This window comes from Streptomyces sp. NPDC007983 (assembly GCF_042958345.1).
Lineage (GTDB): Bacteria > Actinomycetota > Actinomycetes > Streptomycetales > Streptomycetaceae > Streptomyces.
Genome location: NZ_JBIBJI010000011.1, coordinates 244,294 through 264,434 on the forward strand (window position 1 = coordinate 244,294; position 20,141 = coordinate 264,434).

Here is a 20,141-nt window from a genome sequence, read left to right on the forward strand (position 1 = left end):
GGAGCGAAAATGGTGGTGCTTGTCTCTGTAGTGCTGGTCTCTGGAGAGAAGGTGCACACCATGCCCAGGGGATCGAGCTCCAAGCGGGAGAGACAGTACGAACACATCAAGGAGAGCGCGGAAGAGCGCGGCGCGAGCGAGCGCCGGGCCAAGGAGATGGCCGCCCGTACGGTCAACAAGGAGCGCGCCCGCTCCGGGGAGGCCCGGAGCGCGAGCCGCACCTCCACCCAGGACATGTCGTCCTCGCGGCGCGGCGGCAAACGGTCGCACACCGGGGCGCAGGGCCCCACGCGGGACCAGCTCTACGCCGAGGCCAAGCGCCGGAACATCGAGGGCCGGTCCCAGATGAACAAGTCCCAGCTGAAGAAGGCCCTGGGGAAGTAGACCGGGGAAACCGGCCCGGGGACACTGACGGGTCAGTGTTCCTGGGCCGTGGGGCGCACCAGGATCTCGTTGACGGCGGCGTGCGCGGGCTGGGTGACCATGAAGCCGATGGAGCGGGCGATGTCCTCGGCGTGCAGCCAGTCCTCTCGTGGCATCCCGCGGGCGACGGCCCCGGTCGTGGGGTTGTCGGTCATCTCGGTGGTGGTCATGCCGGGCTCGACCAGCCCCACCCGCACGGCGCGCCCCGTCACTTCCTGGCGCAGCGCCTCGCTGAACGCGCCGACCGCGTGCTTGGTCGCCGAATAGACGCTGTTGCGCGGGCGCGCGATCCGGCCCGCGACCGAGCTGATGGTCACCAGGTCGGCGACCTGGCGCGGGCCCTCCGCCGCCGCGCGCAGCAGATGCGGCAGCGCCTGCTGCGAGGTGTGCAGGACGGCCTTCAGATTGAGGTCGACCATGCGCTCCCAGTTCTCGGGGTCGCTCTCCTCGACCCCGGCGGCCGCCACGAACCCGGCGCTGTTCACCAGCACGTCCAGCCGCCCGAACCGCTCAGCCGCCTCGTCGACGCAACGCCGCGCCCGGGCCGCGTCCCGCAGATCGGCGGTCAGCGGCACACAGGCGCGGCCGAGGTCCCGGATGCCGGAGGACAGCTCCTCCAGCCGGTCGGTACGGCGGGCGACCAGCGCGACATCGGCGCCCTGCCGGGCCAGCAGGCGGGCGGTGGCCGCCCCGATGCCGCTGGAGGCGCCGGTCACCAGCGCCACGCATCCGGTCAGCGGGGCGCCACCGTCACCGGTGTTCGTGTCCATCACCTGTGCTCCTCGTGGTCCTGCGAGTGGTCCACAGGCCCGGGTACCCGCTCGGCGGCGGTTGACCACCCGCCGCCGTACCTCCCTGGGTGGCGAGGCCGCTAGAAGGCGCCGCTGTACGCGTTGAGCGCGGGCTGGCCGCCGAGGTGGGCGTACAGCACCGTGGAGTCCTTGGGGATCTCGCCGTCGCGTACGAGATCGATGAGCCCGGCCATGGACTTGCCCTCGTAGACCGGGTCGAGGATCACGCCCTCCAGACCACCGGTGAGGCGGATGGCGTCGAGGGTGGAGTCCACCGGGACGCCGTAGGCGTCTCCGGCCCAGCCCTCCAGCAGGGTGATCTCCTCGTCGCGCAGCTCCCGGCCGAGGCCGATCAGCTCGGCGGTGTTCCGCGCGATCTTCTCCACCTGGGCGTGGGTCTCGGCCGCTTTCGCGGAGCCGTCGATGCCCAGCACCCGGCGGGGGCGGTCCTGGCCCGCGAAGCCCGCGATCATCCCGGCCTGGGTGGAGCCGGTGACGCTGCACACCACGATGGTGTCGAAGAACACGCCCAGCTCGCGCTCCTGCCGCTCGACCTCGTACGCCCAGTTGGCGAAGCCCAGCCCGCCCAGCGGGTGGTCGGAGGCCCCGGCCGGGATCGGGTACGGCGTGCCTCCCGCGGCGCGCACCTCGTCCAGGGCGTGGGTCCAGCTGTCCTTGAACCCGATGCCGAATCCGGCGTCGACCAGCTGGACCCGCGCCCCCATGATGCGGGACAGCAGGATGTTGCCGACCTTGTCGTTGACGGCGTCGGGCCAGTCCACCCAGCTCTCCTGCACCAGGACGGCCTTCAGCCCCAGCCGGGCCGCCACGGCGGCGACCTGGCGGGTGTGGTTGGACTGCACTCCGCCGATGCTCACCAGCGTGTCGGCGCCCTGCCGCAGCGCGTCGGGCACCAGGTATTCCAGCTTGCGGGTCTTGTTGCCGCCGAAGGCCAGCCCGCTGTTGCAGTCCTCGCGCTTGGCCCAGATGCGGGGCCCTCCCAGGTGGTCGCTGAGGCGGTCGAGGGGGTGGACGGGGCTGGGGCCGAACAGCAGGGGATGGCGGTCGAAGTCGTCGAGGGACATGACGGGCTCCTTGGGGCCGGGGTGTGCGTGTCGTGCGGTGGAGTGTGTGCCGTGGTGGGTGCCGGATGGGTGTCGGTGGGTTGGCGGTGGTCAGTGGGCAGCCCTACCCCGTCGCACGACCGGCCTATGCGTGTACGCCGTTCGGGGTCGGTCGGCGCGACTAGTCCACGGGTCGCGGCGGACCATCGGTGCGAGTGCCCCTGTCCGTCCCACTCCTCCAGGGGAGCCGCGACCATGCCGCTGTATTTCGCCGACTCGTCCGAATCACTGGTCCCCGACGCGCACGCCGGTTTCGCCACCGCCCACGCCGCCCTCGTCGAACACCACCCCGGCCACGGGTACTTTCGCGCCCGTGCCACCTCGCCCGCCCGCCGGGTCGGGCTGGTCTCCGGCGGCGGGTCCGGCCATGAGCCGCTGCACGCCGGGTTCGTCGGCGCCGGGATGCTGGACGCCGCCTGCCCCGGCCGGATCTTCGCCTCGCCGCACAACCGGCAGATCTTCGAGGCCAGTCGCGCCGTCGCCGGGGACGACGGCGTACTGCATCTGGTCAAGAACTACACGGGTGACCGCATCAACTTCGGCATCGCCGCCGAACGCCTCCACCACGAGGGCATCCGCTGCGAGCGGGTGCTGGTCGACGACGACCTCGCCACCGACTCCGACGAGATCGCCGTCGGCCGGCGCGGCACCGGCGCCACCCTGATCGTCGAGAAGATCCTCGGCGCCGCCGCCGACGAGGGACGCGGCCTGGACGAGCTCGTGGCGCTCGGCGTCGATCTGACCCGCCGCTCCCGCAGCCTCGCCGTCGCCTCCGCCGCGCACACCACCCCCGCCTCCGGGACCCCGGCCTTCGACCTGCCCGAGGACGTGCTGGAGTTCGGCGTCGGCATCCACGGGGAGCGCGCCGACAAGACCGTGCCGCACGCGCCGCTCAGCAAGCTGGTCGAAACCATGACGGACCGGCTGCTGGCCGCGCTCCCCCACGGCCCCCGGCCGCGGGTGCTCGCGCTGGTCAACGGCCTGGGATCGGTCACCTCCCTGGAGCTGTACGGGATCCATCACATCCTCGCCAAGGCCCTCGACGCCCGGGGCACCGCCCTCGACCGGTCCCTGACCGGCACCTTCGTCAGCGCCCTCGACATGCGTGGCTTCTCGCTGTCCCTGCTCGCCACCGACGACGAGGTGCTGCGGCTGTGGGACGCCCCCGCCCGTACCGCGGCCTGGCCCCTGTGACCCCCGCCCGCCCGCAGCAAGGAGCCCCCGCACCATGTCCATGAACCCCGCCCCGCGGTCCCTGACCCGCGCCACCGTCACCGCCTGGCTGACGCGTTTCGCCGCCACCGTACGGTCCGTCGAGCCCGAGCTGACCGCCCTCGACCAGCAGGCGGGCGACGGTGACTTCGGCACCAACCTCGCCACCGGGATGGACGGGGTGCGGCGCGCCCTGGACGGCCTGTCGGCCACCCCGACGGTCGGCGAGGACACCGCGGTGACGCCGCTCGCCGCCGCCGCCCGGGTCTTCCTCGACGAGGTCGGCGGCACCAGCGGCCCGCTGTTCGGCCTGCTCTTCCAGGAGTTGGCCGCCGCGGTCGCCGCGGCCGCCCCCACCCCGCCCGGCACCGGCGAACTGGCCGCCGGGGTCGCCGCCGGGACGGCCGCGATCCAGCGGGTCGGGGAGGCCGAGGTCGGCGACAAGACCATGATCGACGCCCTTCTCCCGGCCGCGAAGGCGCTCGCCGACTGCCCGTCGACCGCCGACCCGGCCCGCTCGCTGCGGCTCGCCGCGGTGGCCGCCCATCGCGGCGCGCGGGCCACCGCCTATCTGCGGGCCCGGCGCGGGCGGGCCAGTTACACCGGGGACCACTCCGTCGGCGTCCCCGACCCGGGCGCCCTGGCCGTGGCGCTGCTGTTCGCCTCCGCCGATGGCGAGCTGACCACTGTTAGCAGACTTCCGGAGCACCGGGGCGCCGAATACTGAGCCTTTAGGGATCTTCATCGAATCCGGACAGTTCCGCGAATGTGGGGTGTCATTCGCCACTAACGTGAACGGTCATGAGCGGGGCCACGTCGGGCAGGCGAAAAGGAAACCTCGCTGGCTCGATCGAAGGTGACCGGGAGAAGCAGTGCACCAGGACACCCCCACCCGTGTGACAACCCCGCGCCCCACGGCGGAACGACCGGCCCGGAGTGAGGGCGCGGCGCCGGGCAAGGGCCGCGACGCGTACTTCGACAACGCGAAGTACCTCACCATCGTGCTGGTGGCCTGCGGCCACGCATGGGAACCACTGACGTACGGCAGCCGGGCCTCCATGGCGATCTACCTGCTGGTGTACGCGTTCCACATGCCCGCCTTCGCGCTGATATCGGGCTACTTCTCCCGCAGCTTCGACATGGCGCCCAAGCGGCTGCGGCGGCTGGTGACCGGTGTGGTCGTGCCGTACGTCGTCTTCGAGGCCGCGTACACCCTCTTCTCCCGCTGGGTACTGGACAACCCGGACGAACCGCTCAGCCTGCTCGACCCGTGGTACGTGATGTGGTTCCTGGTCGCGCTGTTCATCTGGCGGATCACCACCCCGCTGTGGCTGGCCCTGCGCCATCCGGTGCCGGTCGCGCTGGCCGTGGCCGCGCTCGGCTCGCTCTCACCGGAGACCGGCGGCGATCTGTCGCTCCAGCGGACCCTGGCGTTCCTGCCGTTCTTCGTACTCGGGCTCACTCTCCGCCCGGAACACTTCGCCCGGCTGCGCACCTGGCGGGCGCGGTGGATCGCGCTGCCGGTCGGGATCGTGGCGCTGATCACGGCGTACGTGGTGGCGCCGTGGTTCAACTCGGAGTGGTTCTACCACCGCAAGAGCGTCGCGGCCCTGGACGGCGTGCCGGAGTGGGCCGGGCTGCTCTCCACGCCCATCCTCTTCGTGGGGGCGCTGGTGCTGACGGCCTGCTTCCTGGCCTGGGTGCCGGGGCGGCGCACCTGGTTCACGGTGCTCGGCGCGGGGACGATGTACGGCTATCTGCTGCACGGCTTCATCATCAAGTCGTCCCGCTTCGGCGGGTGGTACGACCACCCGTGGCTGCACACCCCGCTGGGCGAGCTGGCGGTGACCGCCGCGGCCGTCACCATGATCACGCTGCTGTGCACGGCGCCGGTGCGGCGGGTCTTCCGCGCGGTGGTCGAGCCACGCATGGAGTGGGCGTTCCGGCGCGCCGGGTACGAGAAGTCCGGCACCCGGCGCGCGGAGAACTCGGCGTAGTCAGCGGCTCTCCAGCCGCAGGTGCAGTTCACGCTCCTGGTCACCGGCCATCCGGCCCTCGTCGCGTACGACGAAGGCGGTGGCCAGGACGTCGCGCAGCTGTTCCACCTGGCGGGGGCCGCCCTGGAGATCGGCGGTGAGGGGCGCCCCCAAGGGGGTGGGGGTGGGCTCCTGCCGCACACCGGCCACCTCGAAGGTCGCGCTCCACACCGTGGGGTGCCCGTCGGCCTCCTCGCGCGGCGGGGCGTCGGAGGCCGGGCCGGAGGGGTAGCAGGCGTGGAGCACGCCGAACACGGTGTCGGCGTCCTCCTTGGAGTGTCCGTTGAGGGCTACCACGACCTGAGTGGCGGAGCGTTCCTGACTGGCCATCGTCATTACCTTCCTCTTCATCCGGAGGGCTCGTCGGGCACCGGCTGCTCGGGGTGCACGCCTCCGCTGTGCGGCTTCCCGCGCCGACGGGTGCCGGGTTCGTCCAGGTCGGGGACGTCTTCCGGGCGGTGGGGCGGAGTGGAGTCCGGTGTGCCGCCGGTGATGTCCAGCGGGTCCGGACCGCCCTGCGCCTGCTGGTCGGGCAGGTCCCTGGGGATGGCGGGAGCGTGTTCCCCGGGGGCCTCCGGTCGCTCGTCACTCACGGTTCGCTCCTCTCTCTTACGGCGGGTCCCGTGGACGGAAAGGGACACAGGACGGCCGGTACCCCGCATACGGACACCAATGCAGGCATTGCCGCCCCACGTCGAAAGGTGTGAGCCCCGTCACCGCGCGTCGGCGGAATTGGTCTGAACACAACCAGCGGCCCATGCGTATGAACCTCCGTAGCGAACCCCGTCCCCTGCGTACGACCCCGTGCGCCCCCACAGGAGGTCACAAGTTGAGCCGGAGTCACAAGCGCGCCCCCAAAACAAAGATCGTCATCGGGGCCGCCGCGGCCGCCGCCGTAGCGGGCGCGGCCATTCTGCTGCCCAACGCCAACGCCTCGCAGGACAAGAAGTCCGAGGCCCTCGACGCCAAGCCCAAGGCGTTCAACTCCGAGTCCGCTTCGGACGTGATCTCGCAGCTCGCGTCGAGTCTGGGCGAGGCGTTCGGCGGTGCCTGGTACGACAAGGACCAGCAGCAGGTCATCGTCAATGTCATCGGCGACAACAACAATGTCGATGTCGCCGCGGTCAAGAGCGCCGGGGCCGTCGCCAAGGACGCCAAGAACAGCATGAAGTCGCTGAAGGCCGCCGAGGCGACGCTGAAGGAGAAGGCCACCATGGCGGGCACCGCCTGGGCCATCAACCCCAAGACCAACAAGCTCCAGGTCACGGCGGACAGCACCGTCAAGGGCGCGAAGTGGGACACCCTCCAGTCCACCGTCAAGTCGCTGGGCGCGGACATGGCCGACGTCAAGCGCTCCGCGGGCACGTTCAAGACCTTCGCCGCGGGCGGTGACGCCATCTTCGGCGGCGGTTCGCGCTGCTCCCTGGGCTTCAACGTCACCACCGACAGCGGCGACCCGGGCTTCCTGACCGCCGGCCACTGCGGTGTCGCGGCCGAGGAGTGGTCGGAGACGCAGGACGGCGCCCCGGTCGCCACGGTCAAGGACGCCACCTTCCCCGGCACCGGTGACTTCGCGCTCGCCACGTACGACGACGCCGCCACCGATGCCCCGAGCACGGTCAACACCGGCGACGGCAAGACGGTGAACATCACCGAGGCGGCCGAGGCGTCGGTGGGCCAGGAGGTGCAGCGCATGGGCAGCACCACCGGGCTGAACGGCGGCTCGGTCACCGGTCTCAACGCGACCGTGAACTACGCCGAGGGCTCGGTCAGCGGGCTCATCCAGACCGATGTCTGCGCCGAGCCCGGCGACAGCGGCGGCTCCCTCTTCACCGAGGACGGCAAGGCCATCGGCCTGACCTCCGGCGGCAGTGGCGACTGCACCTCGGGCGGTGAGACGTTCTTCCAGCCGGTGACCACCGCGCTGGAGGCGGTCGGCGCCACGATCGGTGACGCCGGAGCCGGTGGCGGCGCGGCCCAGTAAGGCGATACCGCCCCGCATCCGGCCCTCACGCTCCGGGTGTCCCGCGCCGTTACCGCGGGACACCCGGGCGGGGGCGTTTTCAGCCCCCTCCAGTGTGTCAGGTCCCTTGGTGTGCCGGGTCACAGCGTCCGGTCGCTGCGCACCCGCTCCAGGGTGATCGGCAGGTCGCGCACCCGTACCCCCGTCGCATGGTGGACGGCGTTGGCGACGGCAGCGGCCGTCCCGACGATGCCCAGCTCCCCGACGCCCTTGGCGCCGATCGGGCTGAGCTGGTCGTCCTCCTCGTCGATCCAGTACGCCTCGACATCGCGCACATCGGCGTGGGCCGCCACATGGTAGGTGGCGAGGTCGTGGTTGGCGAAGTCGCCGAAGTCGGGGTCGAGTTCGAGGTTTTCGTACAGCGCCGCCGACAGCCCCATGCACATGCCGCCGCGCAGCTGCGAGCGGGCCGTACGGGCGTTGATGATGCGCCCGGCGGCGAACATCCCCAGCAGCCGGTCGACCCGTACCTGCCCGGTGTCCGCGTCCACCCGCACCTCCGCGAACTGGGCGCCGTAGGCGTGGCGCGCGAGGTCCTTCCGCGCCCGGACGTCCTCGGTGGTGTCCGCGTGCGCCTCCAGCCCGCCGGGCGGGATCTGGCCGGCCGGCTCGCCGAGCCGCTTGGCCAGCTCCCGGCACACCTTGCTCACCGCCCACCCCCAGGAGCTGGTGCCCATGGAGCCGCCCGCGAAGGGGGCCGAGCCGTAGGAGCTGCGGCCGATGTCCAGGGTGACCCGGTCCAGCGCCACGCCGAGTTCGTCCGCGGCCACCTGGGTCAGCGCGGTACGGGCCCCGGTGCCGATGTCGACGGCGGCGATCCTCACGGTGAAGCGCCCGTCGGGCTCCGCGCGGGCGGTCGCGGTGGCGGGCCAGGTGTGGGCGGGGTAGGTGCCCGCCGCGACGCCGGTGCCCACCAGCCACCGGCCCTCGCGGCGGCGGCCGGGGCGGGGGTCGCGTCCCGCCCAGCCGAACCGGGCCGCGCCCTCGCGCAGGCAGGCGACCAGGTTGCGGCTGCTGAAGGCGTTCCCCGACTCGGGGTCCACGGACGGCTCGTTGACCACCCTCAGCTCGATGGGGTCCATGTCCAGCGCGTACGCCAGCTCGTCCATCGCGCTCTCCAGCGCGTACATCCCCGGGGACTCGCCGGGCGCCCGCATCCACGACGGAGTGGGCACGTCGAGCTGTGCCAGGCGGTGGATGGTGCGGCGGTGCGGTGCCGCGTACATCATGCGGGTGGCGACGACGGTCTGCTCGCAGTAGGGGGCGAGCCGGGAGCTCTGCTGGAGCGCGTTGTGCGAGATCGCGGTGAGCCGGCCGTCGCGTTCGGCGCCCAGCCGGATCCGCTGCACGGTGGGGGTCCGGTACGAGACCATGGTGAACATCTGCTGCCGGGTCGCCGCCACCTTCACCGGGCGGCCGACCGCCCGCGCGGCCAGCGCGGCGAGCACCGTGGGCGGGCGGGGCAGCGCCTTGGAGCCGAACCCGCCGCCCACGTGGTCCGCCACGATCCGTACGGCGCCCTCGGGGAGCCCGAACAGGGCGGCGAGCGTGTTCGCCGTCACCCAGGGCCCCTGGTCGCCGTTGTAGAGGGTCAGCGTGTCGCCGTCCCAGGCCGCGATGGTGGCGTGCGGCTCCATCGCGCAGGTGTGCTCGGGCGGTGTGGTGTACGTGGCGTCGATGGTGACCGGCGCCGCGGCCAGGGCGGTGTCCACGTCTCCCTGCTCCGTCCGGCCCACGTATCCGGCGTTGACGGTCTCGGGGACGAAGATGTGCGGATCGCCGTCGCGCAGTTCGACGTCGTGCGGCTCCTCCGCGTAGCCGACGCGTACCGCGGCCGCGGCCTGGCGCGCCGTCTCATAGCTGTCCGCGACCACGGCCGCCACGATCTGCCCGCGGTAGGCGACCTCGGCGGACTGCAGGACGGACAGCTCCGGGTCGTCGGTCGGGTGCAGCCGCGGCACACTGCCGCTGTCCAGCACGGCGACGACCCCGGGGAGGGCCGACGCGGCCCCGGCGTCGACGGAGCGCACCCGGCCGCGGGCGATGGTGGACTGCACCGCCACGGCGTACAGGGCGTCCGGTACGGGGTACTCGTACGCGTAGAGCGCGGTGCCGGTGACCTTCTCGCGTCCTTCGATCCGGGTCACCTCGGCGCCCACGGTCCGTTCGAGGGTGGTCATCGCCCCTCCCCTGCAACGAGGTCGCGCACGGTGGCCGTGATGAGGTCCGCGGCGAGGCCGATCTTGAAGGCGTTGTCCGGCAGCGGGCGCGCCGAGGCGAATTCGGCCAGGGCCGCGGTGCGCAGCGCGTTCTCGGTCGGCCGCTGCCCGGTCAGCAGCCGCTCGGCCGTGTGCGCGCGCCACGGCTTGGGCGCCACACCGCCGAGCGCGAGCCGGATCTCCCGCAGCGCTCCCTGGCCGTCGGTGTCGGCCACGGCGGCGAGGGACACCACGGCGAACGCGTAGGACCAGCGGTCGCGCACCTTGCGGTAGCGCATGGCGCCGGGCGGGGGCGGGGGCAGCTCGACGCCGGTGATGAGGTCGCCGGGCTGGAGCACCGTCTCCCGGTGCGGGGTGTCGCCGGGCAGAAGATAGAAGTCGGCGAGCGGCACGGTGCGCGGGCCGCCGTCGGCGCGCCGCAGATGGACGACGGCGTCGAGCGCGGCCAGGGCCACCGCCATGTCGGAGGGGTTGGTGGCCACGCAGGCGTCGGAGGTGCCGATCACGGCGAGGTCGCGATGGCTGCCCTGGATGGCCGAACAGCCCGTGCCCGGGGACCGCTTGTTGCAGGGCTTGGTGATGTCCTGGAAGTACACGCAGCGGGTGCGCTGGAGCAGATTGCCGCCGGTGGTCGCGCGGGTCCGAAGCTGTCCGGAGGCCCCGGCCAGCAGCGCCTGCGCGAGGGCCGGGAAGCGTGTCCGGATGCCGAGGTCGCCGGAGAGCCGGCTGCCCGGCACCAGGGCCCCGATGAGCACCCCGCCGTCGGGCCGGTGCTCGATGCGGTCGTACGGCAGGCCGGTGATGTCGACGACCATGGCGGGCTCGGTGACGCCGAGCTTCATCAGGTCGACCAGGTTGGTGCCCCCGGCCAGGTACACCGCCTCGGTGGAGTCCGCGACGAGGGAGGCGGCGGCCTCGGGGCGGGTGGCGCGCTGATACGCGAAGGGCTTCATCGCACACCGCCCCGGACCGGCACGCCCTCGCCGTCCGCCCCGGCGGCCTCCCGGATGGCGTCCACGATGCCGCGATACGCCCCGCAGCGGCACAGGTTGCCGCTCATCCGCTCCCGGATCTCGTCGTCGTCCAGGGCGTCGGGCGCGCGGACACCGGCGGCCACGTCCTCGGTGACGTGGCTGGGCCAGCCGCGGGCCGCCTCGGCGAGCGCGCCGATGGCCGAGCAGATCTGGCCCGGGGTGCAGTAGCCGCACTGGAAGCCGTCGTGTTCCAGGAACGCCTGCTGGAGCGGGTGCAGATCCTCCGTGGCGGCGAGGTCGGCGACCCCCTCGATGGTGGTGATGTCGTGGCCGGCGGCGGTCACGGCGAACACCAGGCAGCTGTTCACCCGTTCGCCGTCGACGAGGACCGTGCAGGCGCCGCACTGGCCGTGGTCGCAGCCCTTCTTGGTGCCGGTCAGCGCGAGGTGTTCGCGCAGGGCGTCCAGCAGGGTCACCCGGTTGTCGAGGGTGAGGGGTCGGTCGGTGCCGTTGACACGCAGCGTGAGATCGGTGTGAAACCTCTGAGCTGTCACAACCCTCACCATGACACCGCGTTCAGGGGCCCGCATCTTCACCGCGCGCCACCGCGCGGGCCCGGTCACCCGGCGTCCGGTGGCGGGGGCAGCCGCAGATGGGCGAGGTCGTCGGGGACCGGGCTGCGGGGCCGGTAGAACGGCGGGGCCTGGTCGGCGGCGGGCGAGTCGGCGAGCCGGAAGCGGTCGCGCAGCCGGTGGTAGAACTCGGCGGGCCGCATCCGTACCAGCCGCAGCCGGGCCGGGGCCCGGTACGCCGCCACCCAGTCGCCCGGCTCCAGCACCCCGCGCAGCTGCCCGTCGATGGAGACCGCCACCCGCCCGGAGTGCGGCAGCACCCGGATCGCGACGGCCTCGTCCACCGCGGCCACCACGGTGCGGTCGAAGGCGATGTGCGGGGCGACGGGGGTGAAGACGACCGCGTCCATGTGCGGGGAGACGACCGGGCCGCCCGCGGCGAAGCTGTAGGCGGTGGAGCCGGTGGGGGTGGCCACGATGATGGCGTCGGCCGAGTACGAGGCGAGCAACTGCCCGGACACATAGACCGCCAGTCCGGCCTGGCGGTCGCGGGCCAGCTTCTCGAACACCACGTCGTTGAGAGCGGTCACGTCCAGTGCGACGCCCCAGCCGACCTCTTCGGGACTGCCGGGCCGGATCTTCGGCGCGGGCAGCATCGGCCCGCGTCCGTACCGCAGCAGCGCGTCCATCCCGGCGGGCATGTCCAGCGGGCGCGACGCGCGCAGCGTGAGCATCATGCGCTCCTCGATCGTGGTGCGGCCCGCCTGCACGGCGTCCAGGGCAGGCCGCAGGTCGTCGGGGGTGATCTCGGTGAGGAAGCCGACCCGGCCCACGTTCACCCCCAGCGCCGCGGCACCGTCCGTGACGGCGATGCGGGCCCCGCGCAGGAACGTGCCGTCACCGCCGAAGGTGACGATCAGATCGGGATGCCCGGCCGAGGCGGACTCCTCCCGCGCGCTGCGCCGGGGATGATCCCCGCGCCACACGTCGATCTCGGTGCAGGAGATGTCCCGCGCGGCGGCCCAGGAGTGCGCGGCACGGGCCGCCGCGACGGCGGCGGGGCGGGCCTGGTGGACGACCAGGCCGAGCCGGTTGACAGGCATCCTCCTCCCCACCGTAGAGCGCCCCGGCGCGCGGCGCCCGGCAGCGGGCGGATCACGGGGCTGATCTAGGGTGGCGGGACGAGAAGACCTGCGGGGGAGCCGGCGAATCTCATCGAGTCAGGGATGGTGCAGCAGATGACGAGTCCGAACCGTACCGCGCTGGTCGAGGAGCTGATGGGGCGCTTCCCGCAGGTGCCACCGGAGGCGGTGATCAAGGAGGACCTGCTGCGCGGCGGCATGGCCTTCGACGATTCCGCGCTCAGCGGCGGCGACGACGGGGACGTCAAGCCGAAGTCGTACTTCATCTTCTCCTTCGACCACCGCACCCTTCCCGAGCTGGGCGCCGCCGCGCTCAACCGGCCGCCGGAGGAGATCGTGCTCACCGGCGGGCCGTACGGGCTGCGGCGCACCGTGGTGTCGGTGCGCGTCAACCCGGACTCGCCGTATGTGGTGCGGGCCGGGGAGGACGGGGCGCTGGGGCTGTATCTGGACGGGACCCGGATCGCGGACGTCGGCCTGCCGCCGATGCCGGAGTACTACCGGCACACGCTGTCGAACGGCAAGTCGGTGATGGAGGTCGCGCCGACCATCCAGTGGGGCTATCTGGTCTATCTGACGGTGTTCCGGGTGTGCCAGTACTTCGGCGCCAAGGAGGAGTGCCAGTACTGCGACATCAATCACAACTGGCGCCAGCACAAGGCGGCGGGCCGTCCGTACACCGGGGTCAAGCCGGTCGAGGAGGTGCTGGAGGCGCTGGAGATCATCGACCGGCACGACACCGCCGGCGCCTCCCAGGCGTATACCCTCACCGGCGGCTCGATCACCACGCACGTCGGCGGCCGCGACGAGGCCGATTTCTACGGCCACTACGCGAAGGCCATCGAGGAGCGCTTCCCGGGCCGCTGGATCGGCAAGGTGGTGGCGCAGGCGCTGCCGCGCGACGACGTGCAGCGGTTCCACGACTACGGCATCCGCATCTACCACCCCAACTTCGAGGTGTGGGACCGGCGGCTGTTCGAGCTGTACTGCCCGGGCAAGGAGCGCTACGTCGGCCGGGACGAGTGGCACCGGCGGATCCTGGACTCGACCGAGGTGTTCGGCGCGCGCAATGTGATCCCCAACTTCGTCGCGGGCGTGGAGATGGCCGAGCCGTTCGGCTTCACCAGCGTGGACGAGGCCATCGACTCGACCGCCGAGGGGCTGCGGTTCTTCATGTCGAACGGCGTCGTCCCCCGGTTCACCACCTGGTGCCCGGAGCCGACGACGCCGCTCGGCAAGGCCAATCCGCAGGGCGCGCCGCTGGAGTACCACATCCGGCTGCTGGAGACCTACCGGGCGACGCTGGAGGAGTACGGGCTGACCTCGCCCCCGGGCTACGGTCCGGCCGGGCCCGGGCGGGCCGTGTTCTCGGTCAGCTCGTTCATGGACAGCCTGTCGGCCGACGAACCCGTGGCCGCGGCGGCGGAGTGAGCCGCTTCGGCCGCGCGGCGGTCATCCCCACCGCGCGGCTGGAGCTGCGGCCGCTGCTGCCCGGCCACGCGCCCGAGATGGCGGAAGTGCTGTCCGACCCGGCCCTGCACACCTTCACCGGCGGCGCGCCCCTGGCCCCCGCGGCCCTGCGCGCCCGCTACGAGCGCCTGGCCGCGGGCTCGCCGGACCCGCAGGTGGCCTGGTGCAACTGGGTGCTCCACGCGGCCGCCGAGCGGCGCCTGGTGGGCACGGTCCAGGCCACGGTCAGCGGCCCCGCGGCCGACCGTACCGCCGAGGTCGCCTGGGTGGTGGGCGTGCCGTGGCAGGGCCGGGGGTACGCCACGGAGGCGGCCCGGGCCCTGGTGGGGTGGCTCACCGCCCGTTCCGTCACCCAGGTCATCGCGCACATCCACCCGCGCCACGTGGCCTCGGCGGCCGTCGCCCGTGCCGCCGGGCTCGTGCCCACCTCCCACCGGCAGGGCGGCGAGGTGCGGTGGCGGGCGGTCGTGGCGGGCGGCGGGCCGTGAGGGGTCCGCGCGGCGGTCAGCCGACGTGGATGTGGGGGCGGCGGTCGCGGTCGGGTTCGGCCTCGCGGAGCACTTCGCGGGTGACGGGGGCCACCTCGCCCTGGCCGAAGAGGAAGAAGCGGAGGAAGTGGGCGAGGGGGTTGCCCTCGGTCCACTCGAAGTGGATGTGCGGCCGCTGACCGGTTTCGTCGCGCACCGCCAGCAGCATGGCGGCGAGCGCGTTGGCGACGGTGGCGCTCTCCATGGTGAGCACCCGGTAGCGGCCGTGCATCACCTTGCCGCGCACCCGCAGCTCGCTCTCGAACTCCGACGGGTCGGCGACGGTGACCTCGACGAAGATGATGTCGTCCTCGGGCGGGATGTCGTTGTCGGCCCGGACCTGCTGCTGCTTGTCGCGGTATTCGGCCACGTCACACCTCTGCGGTTTGTTCGCGATGAACCGGATCTTGCGGTGGGCGGTGTCGCGGATGAAGCGCTGGGCCATGTCGTCGAAGTCGACGCTGGTGACCCGCAGCTCGAAGGCGCGGGCGGCCCGGGACAGCAGGGACACGGCCATGATGCCGCCGATGAAACACGCGCCGATCTTGACGCCGTCGGGCCGCTCGACGACGTTGGCGGCCGTGGTGTAGAGGAAGACGACCGCGATGACCCCGAAGCCGAGGGTCCAGCCGTGCTGCCGGGCGCGCCGCGCGGCGAGGGTGACGGCGATCGTGGCGGAGGTGATGAGGACGAGGACACCGGTGGCGTACGCCCCGCCCTGGGCGTCCACGTTGGCCCTGAACAGCCAGGTCACCAGGAACGCGATGAGGATGAAGACGAGCACCATCGGGCGCACCGCGCGCGCCCAGTGGGGGGCCATGCCGTAGCGCGGGAGGTAGCGGGGCATGAGGTTGAGCAGCCCGGCCATGGCGGAGGCGCCCGCGAACCAGAGGATGGCGATGGTGGCGGCGTCGTAGACGCTGCCGAAGGCGGACCCCAGGTACTCATGGGCGAGGTAGGCCAGGGCGCGGCCGTTGGCCGGGCCGCCGGGCTCGAACGCGTGCTGGGGGATCAGCAGGGTGGTGATCAGGCTGGAGGTGATCAGGAAGACGCTCATGATGACCGCGGCGGTGGTGAGCAGCTTCCGGGCGCCCTGGATACGGCCGGTGGGGCGCTCCTCGGTGTCGCCGGGTGCGCCCTCGATGTGCGGCATGACGGCGACACCGGTCTCGAATCCGGACAGCCCGAGCGCCAGCTTGGGGAAGATCACCAGGGATACGGCGACCATGACCAGGGGGCTGCCGCGCTGGGCGGTGAGCGCGGTGGTCCAGTCGGTGATGACGTGCGGTGCGGTGAAGACGTGCCACAGCCCCACGGCCACCACGACGGCGTTGAGCAGCAGATAGACGCCGACCAGGACGACGGCCAGTTCGATGGCCTCGGTGAAGCCCTTGAGGAAGACCGCGCCGAGGAGCCCGATGAGCACGAGGGTGATGGCCACCTCATGGCCGTGCAGCAGGTCGGCGGAGTGCGGGTTCTCCACCAGGTGGGCGGTGGCGTCGGCGGCCGAGAGGGTGATGGTGATGAGGAAGTCGGTCGCGGCGAAGCCGAGCATGGTGAGGACGAAGAGCTTGCCCTTCCAGAACGTCAGCAGCCGCTCCAGCATCGCGATCGAACCCTGGCCGTGCGGGCTCTCGACGGCCACCCGCCGGTAGACCGGCAGCGCGCCCGCGAGGGTCACCACCACCAGCACGACCGTGGCCAGCGGGGAGAGCAGCCCGGCGGCGAGGGCGGCGATACCGGGCTGGTAACCGAGGGTCGAGAAGTAGTCGAGTCCGGTCAGGCACATGACCCGCCACCACGGGCGGCCCCGGTCGGCGCCCTCGGGTTCGGCGTGCGGCCCGGGCTGCCGCTTGGCCATGTCGGTCTGGCCCTCCAGCAGCCATGTGCGCAGCCGGTGCCGCGAGCCGCCCTGCGGGGCGGAGCGACGTCGAGGAGGGCCGGTCACGATGTGCTCCTGTCGGGTGCGGCGAAGAGTTTCAGCCATCGTGAGACTGCCTGGCCAGCGTATGCGCAGCGGCCCGCGCGCACCGGTCGGCCGCACCCGGCCGGAGGCCGGGGCTCATTCTCAGCGGACTCTCATTTTCGGCACCTACGGTCCGCCCCATGGACACCACCAAGACGGACCGACCGACCGACCGCACAGCGCAGCCCGCAGAAGCCGAAGAAGCAACGGCGGAGGGTGTCCGAAACGCTGTTTCCGACCCGAAGGAACCGCACACCGAGGCTCCCGCCGAGGAGTCCGCCACCGACGCGGCAGCGGACCGTCCCGACGAGCCCGCGACCGCTCCGGCGGCCGCCCCGGCCGCCTCCTCCGGAGTGTTCTCCGGTGCCGCCGCCGTGGCCTCCGCGGGCCTGGGCCTCGCGTCGCTCACCGGCACCTGGCTCGGCACCATGCTGCAGGAGCGTGAGCAGCTGACCGGGCAGATCAAGGCCCAGTCCGGGGCCGCCGCCAACCAGATCGAGGCGGTCTACGGCACGCCGTGGCACACCACGGCCTTCTTCAACGGGCTGTTCGGGCTCGCGGCCGTGGTCATCGCCGCCGTGGTGCTGCTGCGGCAGCGCACCGCCGCGTCGGCCTCGGGAACCACCTGGGTCAGGGCCGTGGCCTGGGGCGCGGTGGCGCTCGGCGTCATCGGCCTGGTGATCGCGGCCGTGATGGGGCTGGACGTGTTCACCCCGATGCCCAAGGTTCCGGCCGGCCCCGGTGGCGGGCCCACCGGCTGACCTGCACCGACCGACGACCGGACGGTCCGGCCGGACGATACGCCGACCGGACGACCTCCGACCGGAGGAACCGGCACGCCCCGCGGGAGTGGTTCTCCCCGGGGCGTGCCGCGTTCCGGGCGGGACGGTTAAGGCCGTCGCTTCGGGACACCAGAGTGGGACACGGACGAGTCGACGTAACGGAGTCCCACGATGAGCGAATCCGCGGCACACACCACCGGTCCCCGGCCCGGCGAGGACACCAGAACCGCGGTCACCGTGCTCGTCGCACTCGGCGCCAACCTCCTCATCGCCCTCGCCAAGGCGATCGGCGGGGTCTTCACGGGCTCCCCCGCGCTGCTCTCCGAGGCCGCCCACTCGGTCGCGGACAGCCTCAACGAGGTGTTCCTGCTCGCCTCCCTCAAACGCAGTAAGCGCGCCCCGGACGCCCAGCACCCCTTCGGCTACGGCAAAGAGCGCTACTTCTGGGCGCTGCTCGCCGCCGTCGGCATCTTCGTCATGGGCGGCTGCTTCTCCTTCTTCCAGGGCGCCGAGGCGCTGCAGTCGGGCAGCTCGGAGGACCACACCGGCTATCTGGTCGGCCTCGCCGTGCTGGGGGTGGCCCTCATCGCGGAGGGCTCCTCGCTGGTCCGCGCCCTGATCCAGGTCCGCGGCAACGCCCGGAAGGCGGGCCACGGCATGCTCGCCGAGATCCGCGCGGGGAGCGATCCCACGCTGCGCACGGTACTGGCCGAGGACTCCACCGCCTGCCTCGGCGTGGTGTTCGCCCTCCTCGGCATGTGGCTCCACATGATCACCGGCGACGCGGTGTACGAGGCGGTGGCGTCGTTCCTGATCGGGGCGCTGCTGGTCTACGTGGCCTACCGGCTGGCCATGGAGTCGCGCGACCGGCTGATCGGTGAGGCGATCGATCCGGCGCAGCGGCGGGAGATACGGCACTTCCTCGACGAGCAGCCGGAGATCGACACGGTCACCACGCTGCTGACGATGCGCCTGGGCACCGAATCCACCCTGGTCGCGGCCCGGATCGATCTCCTCGCCGGACTCGACAGCGAAGAGGTCGAGGAGGTCCTGGTGCGGGTCAAGGCCAAGATGACGGAGGTCTGGCCGCACGCCGACCAGATCTTCCTGGACGTCACGGACGCGTCCGCCAAGGACCGCGCCCGGGCCCGCCGGGACCTCAGGGCGCTCGATGCGGCGGTGGCCGCGGAGGCCGATGCCGAGGGCAGCCGCTCCTGAGATTGGAGGGGCTTTTGATGGGTACTCGGGAGTGGACCAGCCCGGAAGAGCTAACTGATGTTCGGAGGCAATACTCATGGGCTTGGGCGGTTGCATCCTCATGGTCGCGATCGGAGGCATCCTCACCTTCGCGACGGACTGGAACAGCAGTGGATTCAATGTGCATTTGGTGGGCCTGATCCTCATGGCCGTCGGCTTCATCGGCATGGCCGCGTACGTCAGTGTCTACAAGCGCCGGCGGATGATCCCGCCGACGGCCGCGACGCCTCCGGTGGTCGAGGATCCCGACCCGCATCACCGGCACCACTATGAGATCTGAGGCCGGAAACCCCCCACCACACGAGGTGGCCCCCGCCACGGGTGGGGGCCACTTTCCCTTTCCCACCCCCGGGAGGAGACCATGACCGCCGTACGGAGGGCCGCGCTGTTCGACGTGGACGGCACGCTCGTGGACACCAACTACCTGCACACCGTGGCCTGGTGGGAGGCCTTCCGGCAGGCGGGGCACGCGGTGCCGATGCGGCAGGTGCACCTCGCCATCGGCAGGAGCTCCGACCGGCTCCTGGACCATCTGCTGGGCGAGGACCGGGACCGTTCGCGGGACGAGAGCATCACTTCCGCGCACAAAACCCTGTACGCCACCTACTTCGACCGGCTGCCCGCCTTCGAAGGCGCCGGGGAACTGCTGCGCGCGGTGGCGGCCCGCGGGCGCCATGTGGTGCTGGCCAGCTCCGCGGGCCAGGACGAACTGGCGGCCATGCGGGCGGCGATCGGCGCCGACGACATGACCGGCGACGCGCTCAGCTCGGACGACGTCGACGAGGGCAAGCCCGCGCCCGACCTGGTCGAACGGGCCCTGGAGCGCGCCGGAGTGCCGCCCGGGGACGCGGTCTTCGTCGGCGACAGCGTCTGGGACGTGGAGGCGTGCAGGAAGGCCGGGGTGCCCTGTGTGGCGCTGCTGTCCGGTGGCGTCCCCCGCGAGGCGCTGGCGGACGCCGGGGCGGCCGAGATCCGGGAGAGTCCGGCGGATCTGCTGGCCCATCTCGACGAAAGCCTGCTGGCCTGATCGACGAGGCGGGGGTCGAGGGCATCTACGTCCATGACAACTTCGGCCGCTGCCCGGCGGAGGCCGCGCTCCAGATGGTGGAGCGGAACATGGGCGTCGAGATCTGCTCGGCGGACGAGGTGCGGCTGAAGCACGGGCCTTGACATCAACCTGTTCGAAACTGTCAGAATCTGTTCAGCAAAGGGGAGTTGAGGCCGTTCGGCACTCCCAAGAAGCAACATAATCGAAGAGAAGGGGATCGCCATGGCGGTCACTCGTAGATCGTTGCTGATCGCCGGCAGCGCCGCGCCCCTGGCGGGGACGCTCGCCACCGGCATCCCCGCACAGGCGGCCACCCCCGCGCCCGCCGCGTCCCGGTCCACCGACGGGCGGAGCATCCCGCTCGACGACGGCTGGCGGTTCGCCCTCGTCACCCCGGACGGGAACGCCGAACCGGACGAGGACTACGCGGCCGCGCGGCAGCCCGGCTACGACGACTCCGCGTGGCGTACGGTCGCGGTGCCGCACGACTGGAGCATCGAGCTCACGCCGACCACCGAGCACGGCACGACGGGCGGCACCGGCTTCCTGCCCGGCGGGCTCGGCTGGTACCGCAA

20 protein-coding genes and 1 pseudogene are annotated in these 20,141 nt (G+C 72.2%); 12 read left to right on the forward strand and 9 right to left on the reverse strand.

Features of this window, described 5'->3' with window-relative positions; all coding sequences use genetic code 11:
• Positions 1 to 60 precede the first annotated feature (60 nt).
• On the forward strand, positions 61 to 384 hold the full coding sequence (locus ACFZCY_RS30180) for a plasmid stabilization protein (protein WP_391180152.1): 324 nt from the start codon (positions 61 to 63) through the stop codon (positions 382 to 384).
• 32 nt (positions 385 to 416) lie between these two features.
• Here ACFZCY_RS30180 and ACFZCY_RS30185 read toward each other — a convergent pair whose 3' ends face one another.
• Positions 417 to 1,193 carry an SDR family NAD(P)-dependent oxidoreductase gene (locus ACFZCY_RS30185; protein WP_391180153.1) on the reverse strand — a complete coding sequence of 259 codons (777 nt, stop codon included), beginning with the start codon at positions 1,191 to 1,193 and terminating at the stop codon, positions 417 to 419.
• A gap of 101 nt (positions 1,194 to 1,294) precedes the next feature.
• Positions 1,295 to 2,299 (reverse strand): 1-aminocyclopropane-1-carboxylate deaminase, encoded by a 1,005-nt coding sequence (locus tag ACFZCY_RS30190; protein ID WP_391180155.1) that lies wholly within the window; start codon positions 2,297 to 2,299, stop codon positions 1,295 to 1,297.
• Between the two features lie 234 nt (positions 2,300 to 2,533).
• Between ACFZCY_RS30190 and ACFZCY_RS30195 the strand changes: the two genes are divergently transcribed.
• The 3 genes from ACFZCY_RS30195 to ACFZCY_RS30205 all read left to right on the forward strand — a co-directional run bounded on the left by ACFZCY_RS30195 (position 2,534) and on the right by ACFZCY_RS30205 (position 5,547).
• A complete protein-coding gene (locus ACFZCY_RS30195; RefSeq protein WP_391180158.1) occupies positions 2,534 to 3,532 on the forward strand; it encodes a dihydroxyacetone kinase subunit DhaK in 999 nt (332 codons plus the stop codon).
• A gap of 34 nt (positions 3,533 to 3,566) precedes the next feature.
• On the forward strand, positions 3,567 to 4,277 hold the full coding sequence (dhaL, locus tag ACFZCY_RS30200) for a dihydroxyacetone kinase subunit DhaL (RefSeq protein ID WP_391180161.1): 711 nt from the start codon (positions 3,567 to 3,569) through the stop codon (positions 4,275 to 4,277).
• A 169-nt stretch (positions 4,278 to 4,446) separates the two neighbouring features.
• Positions 4,447 to 5,547, forward strand: coding sequence for an acyltransferase family protein (locus tag ACFZCY_RS30205; RefSeq protein WP_391180164.1), 1,101 nt, complete (start codon positions 4,447 to 4,449; stop codon positions 5,545 to 5,547).
• Here the strand turns inward: ACFZCY_RS30205 and ACFZCY_RS30210 are convergent, their stop codons facing one another.
• Both ACFZCY_RS30210 and ACFZCY_RS30215 read right to left on the reverse strand, forming a co-directional pair.
• The gene (locus ACFZCY_RS30210) at positions 5,548 to 5,916 is read right to left on the reverse strand and encodes a hypothetical protein (RefSeq protein WP_391180167.1); all 369 of its coding nucleotides are present in this window, start codon (positions 5,914 to 5,916) and stop codon (positions 5,548 to 5,550) included. It lies immediately after the preceding gene.
• Positions 5,917 to 5,933: 17 nt separating this feature from the next.
• Entirely contained in the window at positions 5,934 to 6,179 is a 246-nt protein-coding gene (locus ACFZCY_RS30215) for a hypothetical protein (RefSeq protein WP_391180170.1), read from the reverse strand.
• 236 nt (positions 6,180 to 6,415) lie between these two features.
• Between ACFZCY_RS30215 and ACFZCY_RS30220 the strand changes: the two genes are divergently transcribed.
• Positions 6,416 to 7,570, forward strand: a complete 1,155-nt coding sequence (locus ACFZCY_RS30220) for an alpha-lytic protease prodomain-containing protein (protein WP_391180172.1) — start codon at positions 6,416 to 6,418, stop codon at positions 7,568 to 7,570.
• A 119-nt stretch (positions 7,571 to 7,689) separates the two neighbouring features.
• On the opposite strand, the gene ACFZCY_RS30225 is transcribed toward ACFZCY_RS30220, so the two are convergent.
• From ACFZCY_RS30225 to ACFZCY_RS30240, 4 genes are read right to left on the reverse strand one after another with little or no spacing between them, the layout of a single operon-like run.
• On the reverse strand, positions 7,690 to 9,789 hold the full coding sequence (locus ACFZCY_RS30225) for a molybdopterin cofactor-binding domain-containing protein (protein WP_391180175.1): 2,100 nt from the start codon (positions 9,787 to 9,789) through the stop codon (positions 7,690 to 7,692).
• Complete coding sequence (locus ACFZCY_RS30230; protein WP_391180178.1) at positions 9,786 to 10,781, reverse strand: FAD binding domain-containing protein; 996 nt, start codon at positions 10,779 to 10,781, stop codon at positions 9,786 to 9,788. The genes ACFZCY_RS30225 and ACFZCY_RS30230 overlap by 4 nt, the downstream gene beginning before the upstream one ends.
• A complete protein-coding gene (locus tag ACFZCY_RS30235; protein WP_391180214.1) occupies positions 10,778 to 11,392 on the reverse strand; it encodes a 2Fe-2S iron-sulfur cluster-binding protein in 615 nt (204 codons plus the stop codon). The genes ACFZCY_RS30230 and ACFZCY_RS30235 overlap by 4 nt, the downstream gene beginning before the upstream one ends.
• 29 nt (positions 11,393 to 11,421) lie before the next feature.
• Positions 11,422 to 12,477, reverse strand: a complete 1,056-nt coding sequence (locus tag ACFZCY_RS30240; RefSeq protein WP_391180180.1) for an NAD(+)/NADH kinase — start codon at positions 12,475 to 12,477, stop codon at positions 11,422 to 11,424.
• Positions 12,478 to 12,612: 135 nt separating this feature from the next.
• Here ACFZCY_RS30240 and ACFZCY_RS30245 point away from each other — a divergent pair, with 135 nt between their 5' ends.
• Positions 12,613 to 13,947 (forward strand): radical SAM protein, encoded by a 1,335-nt coding sequence (locus ACFZCY_RS30245; protein ID WP_361484356.1) that lies wholly within the window; start codon positions 12,613 to 12,615, stop codon positions 13,945 to 13,947.
• Positions 13,944 to 14,474, forward strand: coding sequence for a GNAT family N-acetyltransferase (locus ACFZCY_RS30250; RefSeq protein WP_391180183.1), 531 nt, complete (start codon positions 13,944 to 13,946; stop codon positions 14,472 to 14,474). Before ACFZCY_RS30245 ends, ACFZCY_RS30250 begins: the two co-directional genes overlap by 4 nt.
• Positions 14,475 to 14,490: 16 nt before the next feature.
• On the opposite strand, the gene ACFZCY_RS30255 is transcribed toward ACFZCY_RS30250, so the two are convergent.
• Positions 14,491 to 16,374, reverse strand: coding sequence for an amino acid transporter (locus ACFZCY_RS30255; protein WP_391180217.1), 1,884 nt, complete (start codon positions 16,372 to 16,374; stop codon positions 14,491 to 14,493).
• 245 nt (positions 16,375 to 16,619) lie between these two features.
• Here ACFZCY_RS30255 and ACFZCY_RS30260 point away from each other — a divergent pair, with 245 nt between their 5' ends.
• From ACFZCY_RS30260 to ACFZCY_RS30280, 5 genes and pseudogenes are all read left to right on the forward strand, one after another.
• Complete coding sequence (locus ACFZCY_RS30260) at positions 16,620 to 17,240, forward strand: hypothetical protein (RefSeq protein WP_391180186.1); 621 nt, start codon at positions 16,620 to 16,622, stop codon at positions 17,238 to 17,240.
• A 192-nt stretch (positions 17,241 to 17,432) separates the two neighbouring features.
• A complete protein-coding gene (locus ACFZCY_RS30265; RefSeq protein ID WP_391180190.1) occupies positions 17,433 to 18,479 on the forward strand; it encodes a cation diffusion facilitator family transporter in 1,047 nt (348 codons plus the stop codon).
• Between the two features lie 76 nt (positions 18,480 to 18,555).
• The gene (locus tag ACFZCY_RS30270; RefSeq protein WP_055552259.1) at positions 18,556 to 18,798 is read left to right on the forward strand and encodes a hypothetical protein; all 243 of its coding nucleotides are present in this window, start codon (positions 18,556 to 18,558) and stop codon (positions 18,796 to 18,798) included.
• An 81-nt stretch (positions 18,799 to 18,879) separates the two neighbouring features.
• Entirely contained in the window at positions 18,880 to 19,545 is a 666-nt protein-coding gene (locus ACFZCY_RS30275; protein WP_391180193.1) for an HAD-IA family hydrolase, read from the forward strand.
• A 243-nt stretch (positions 19,546 to 19,788) separates the two neighbouring features.
• A pseudogene (locus ACFZCY_RS30280) lies at positions 19,789 to 20,141 on the forward strand (beta-galactosidase); the annotation flags it as partial.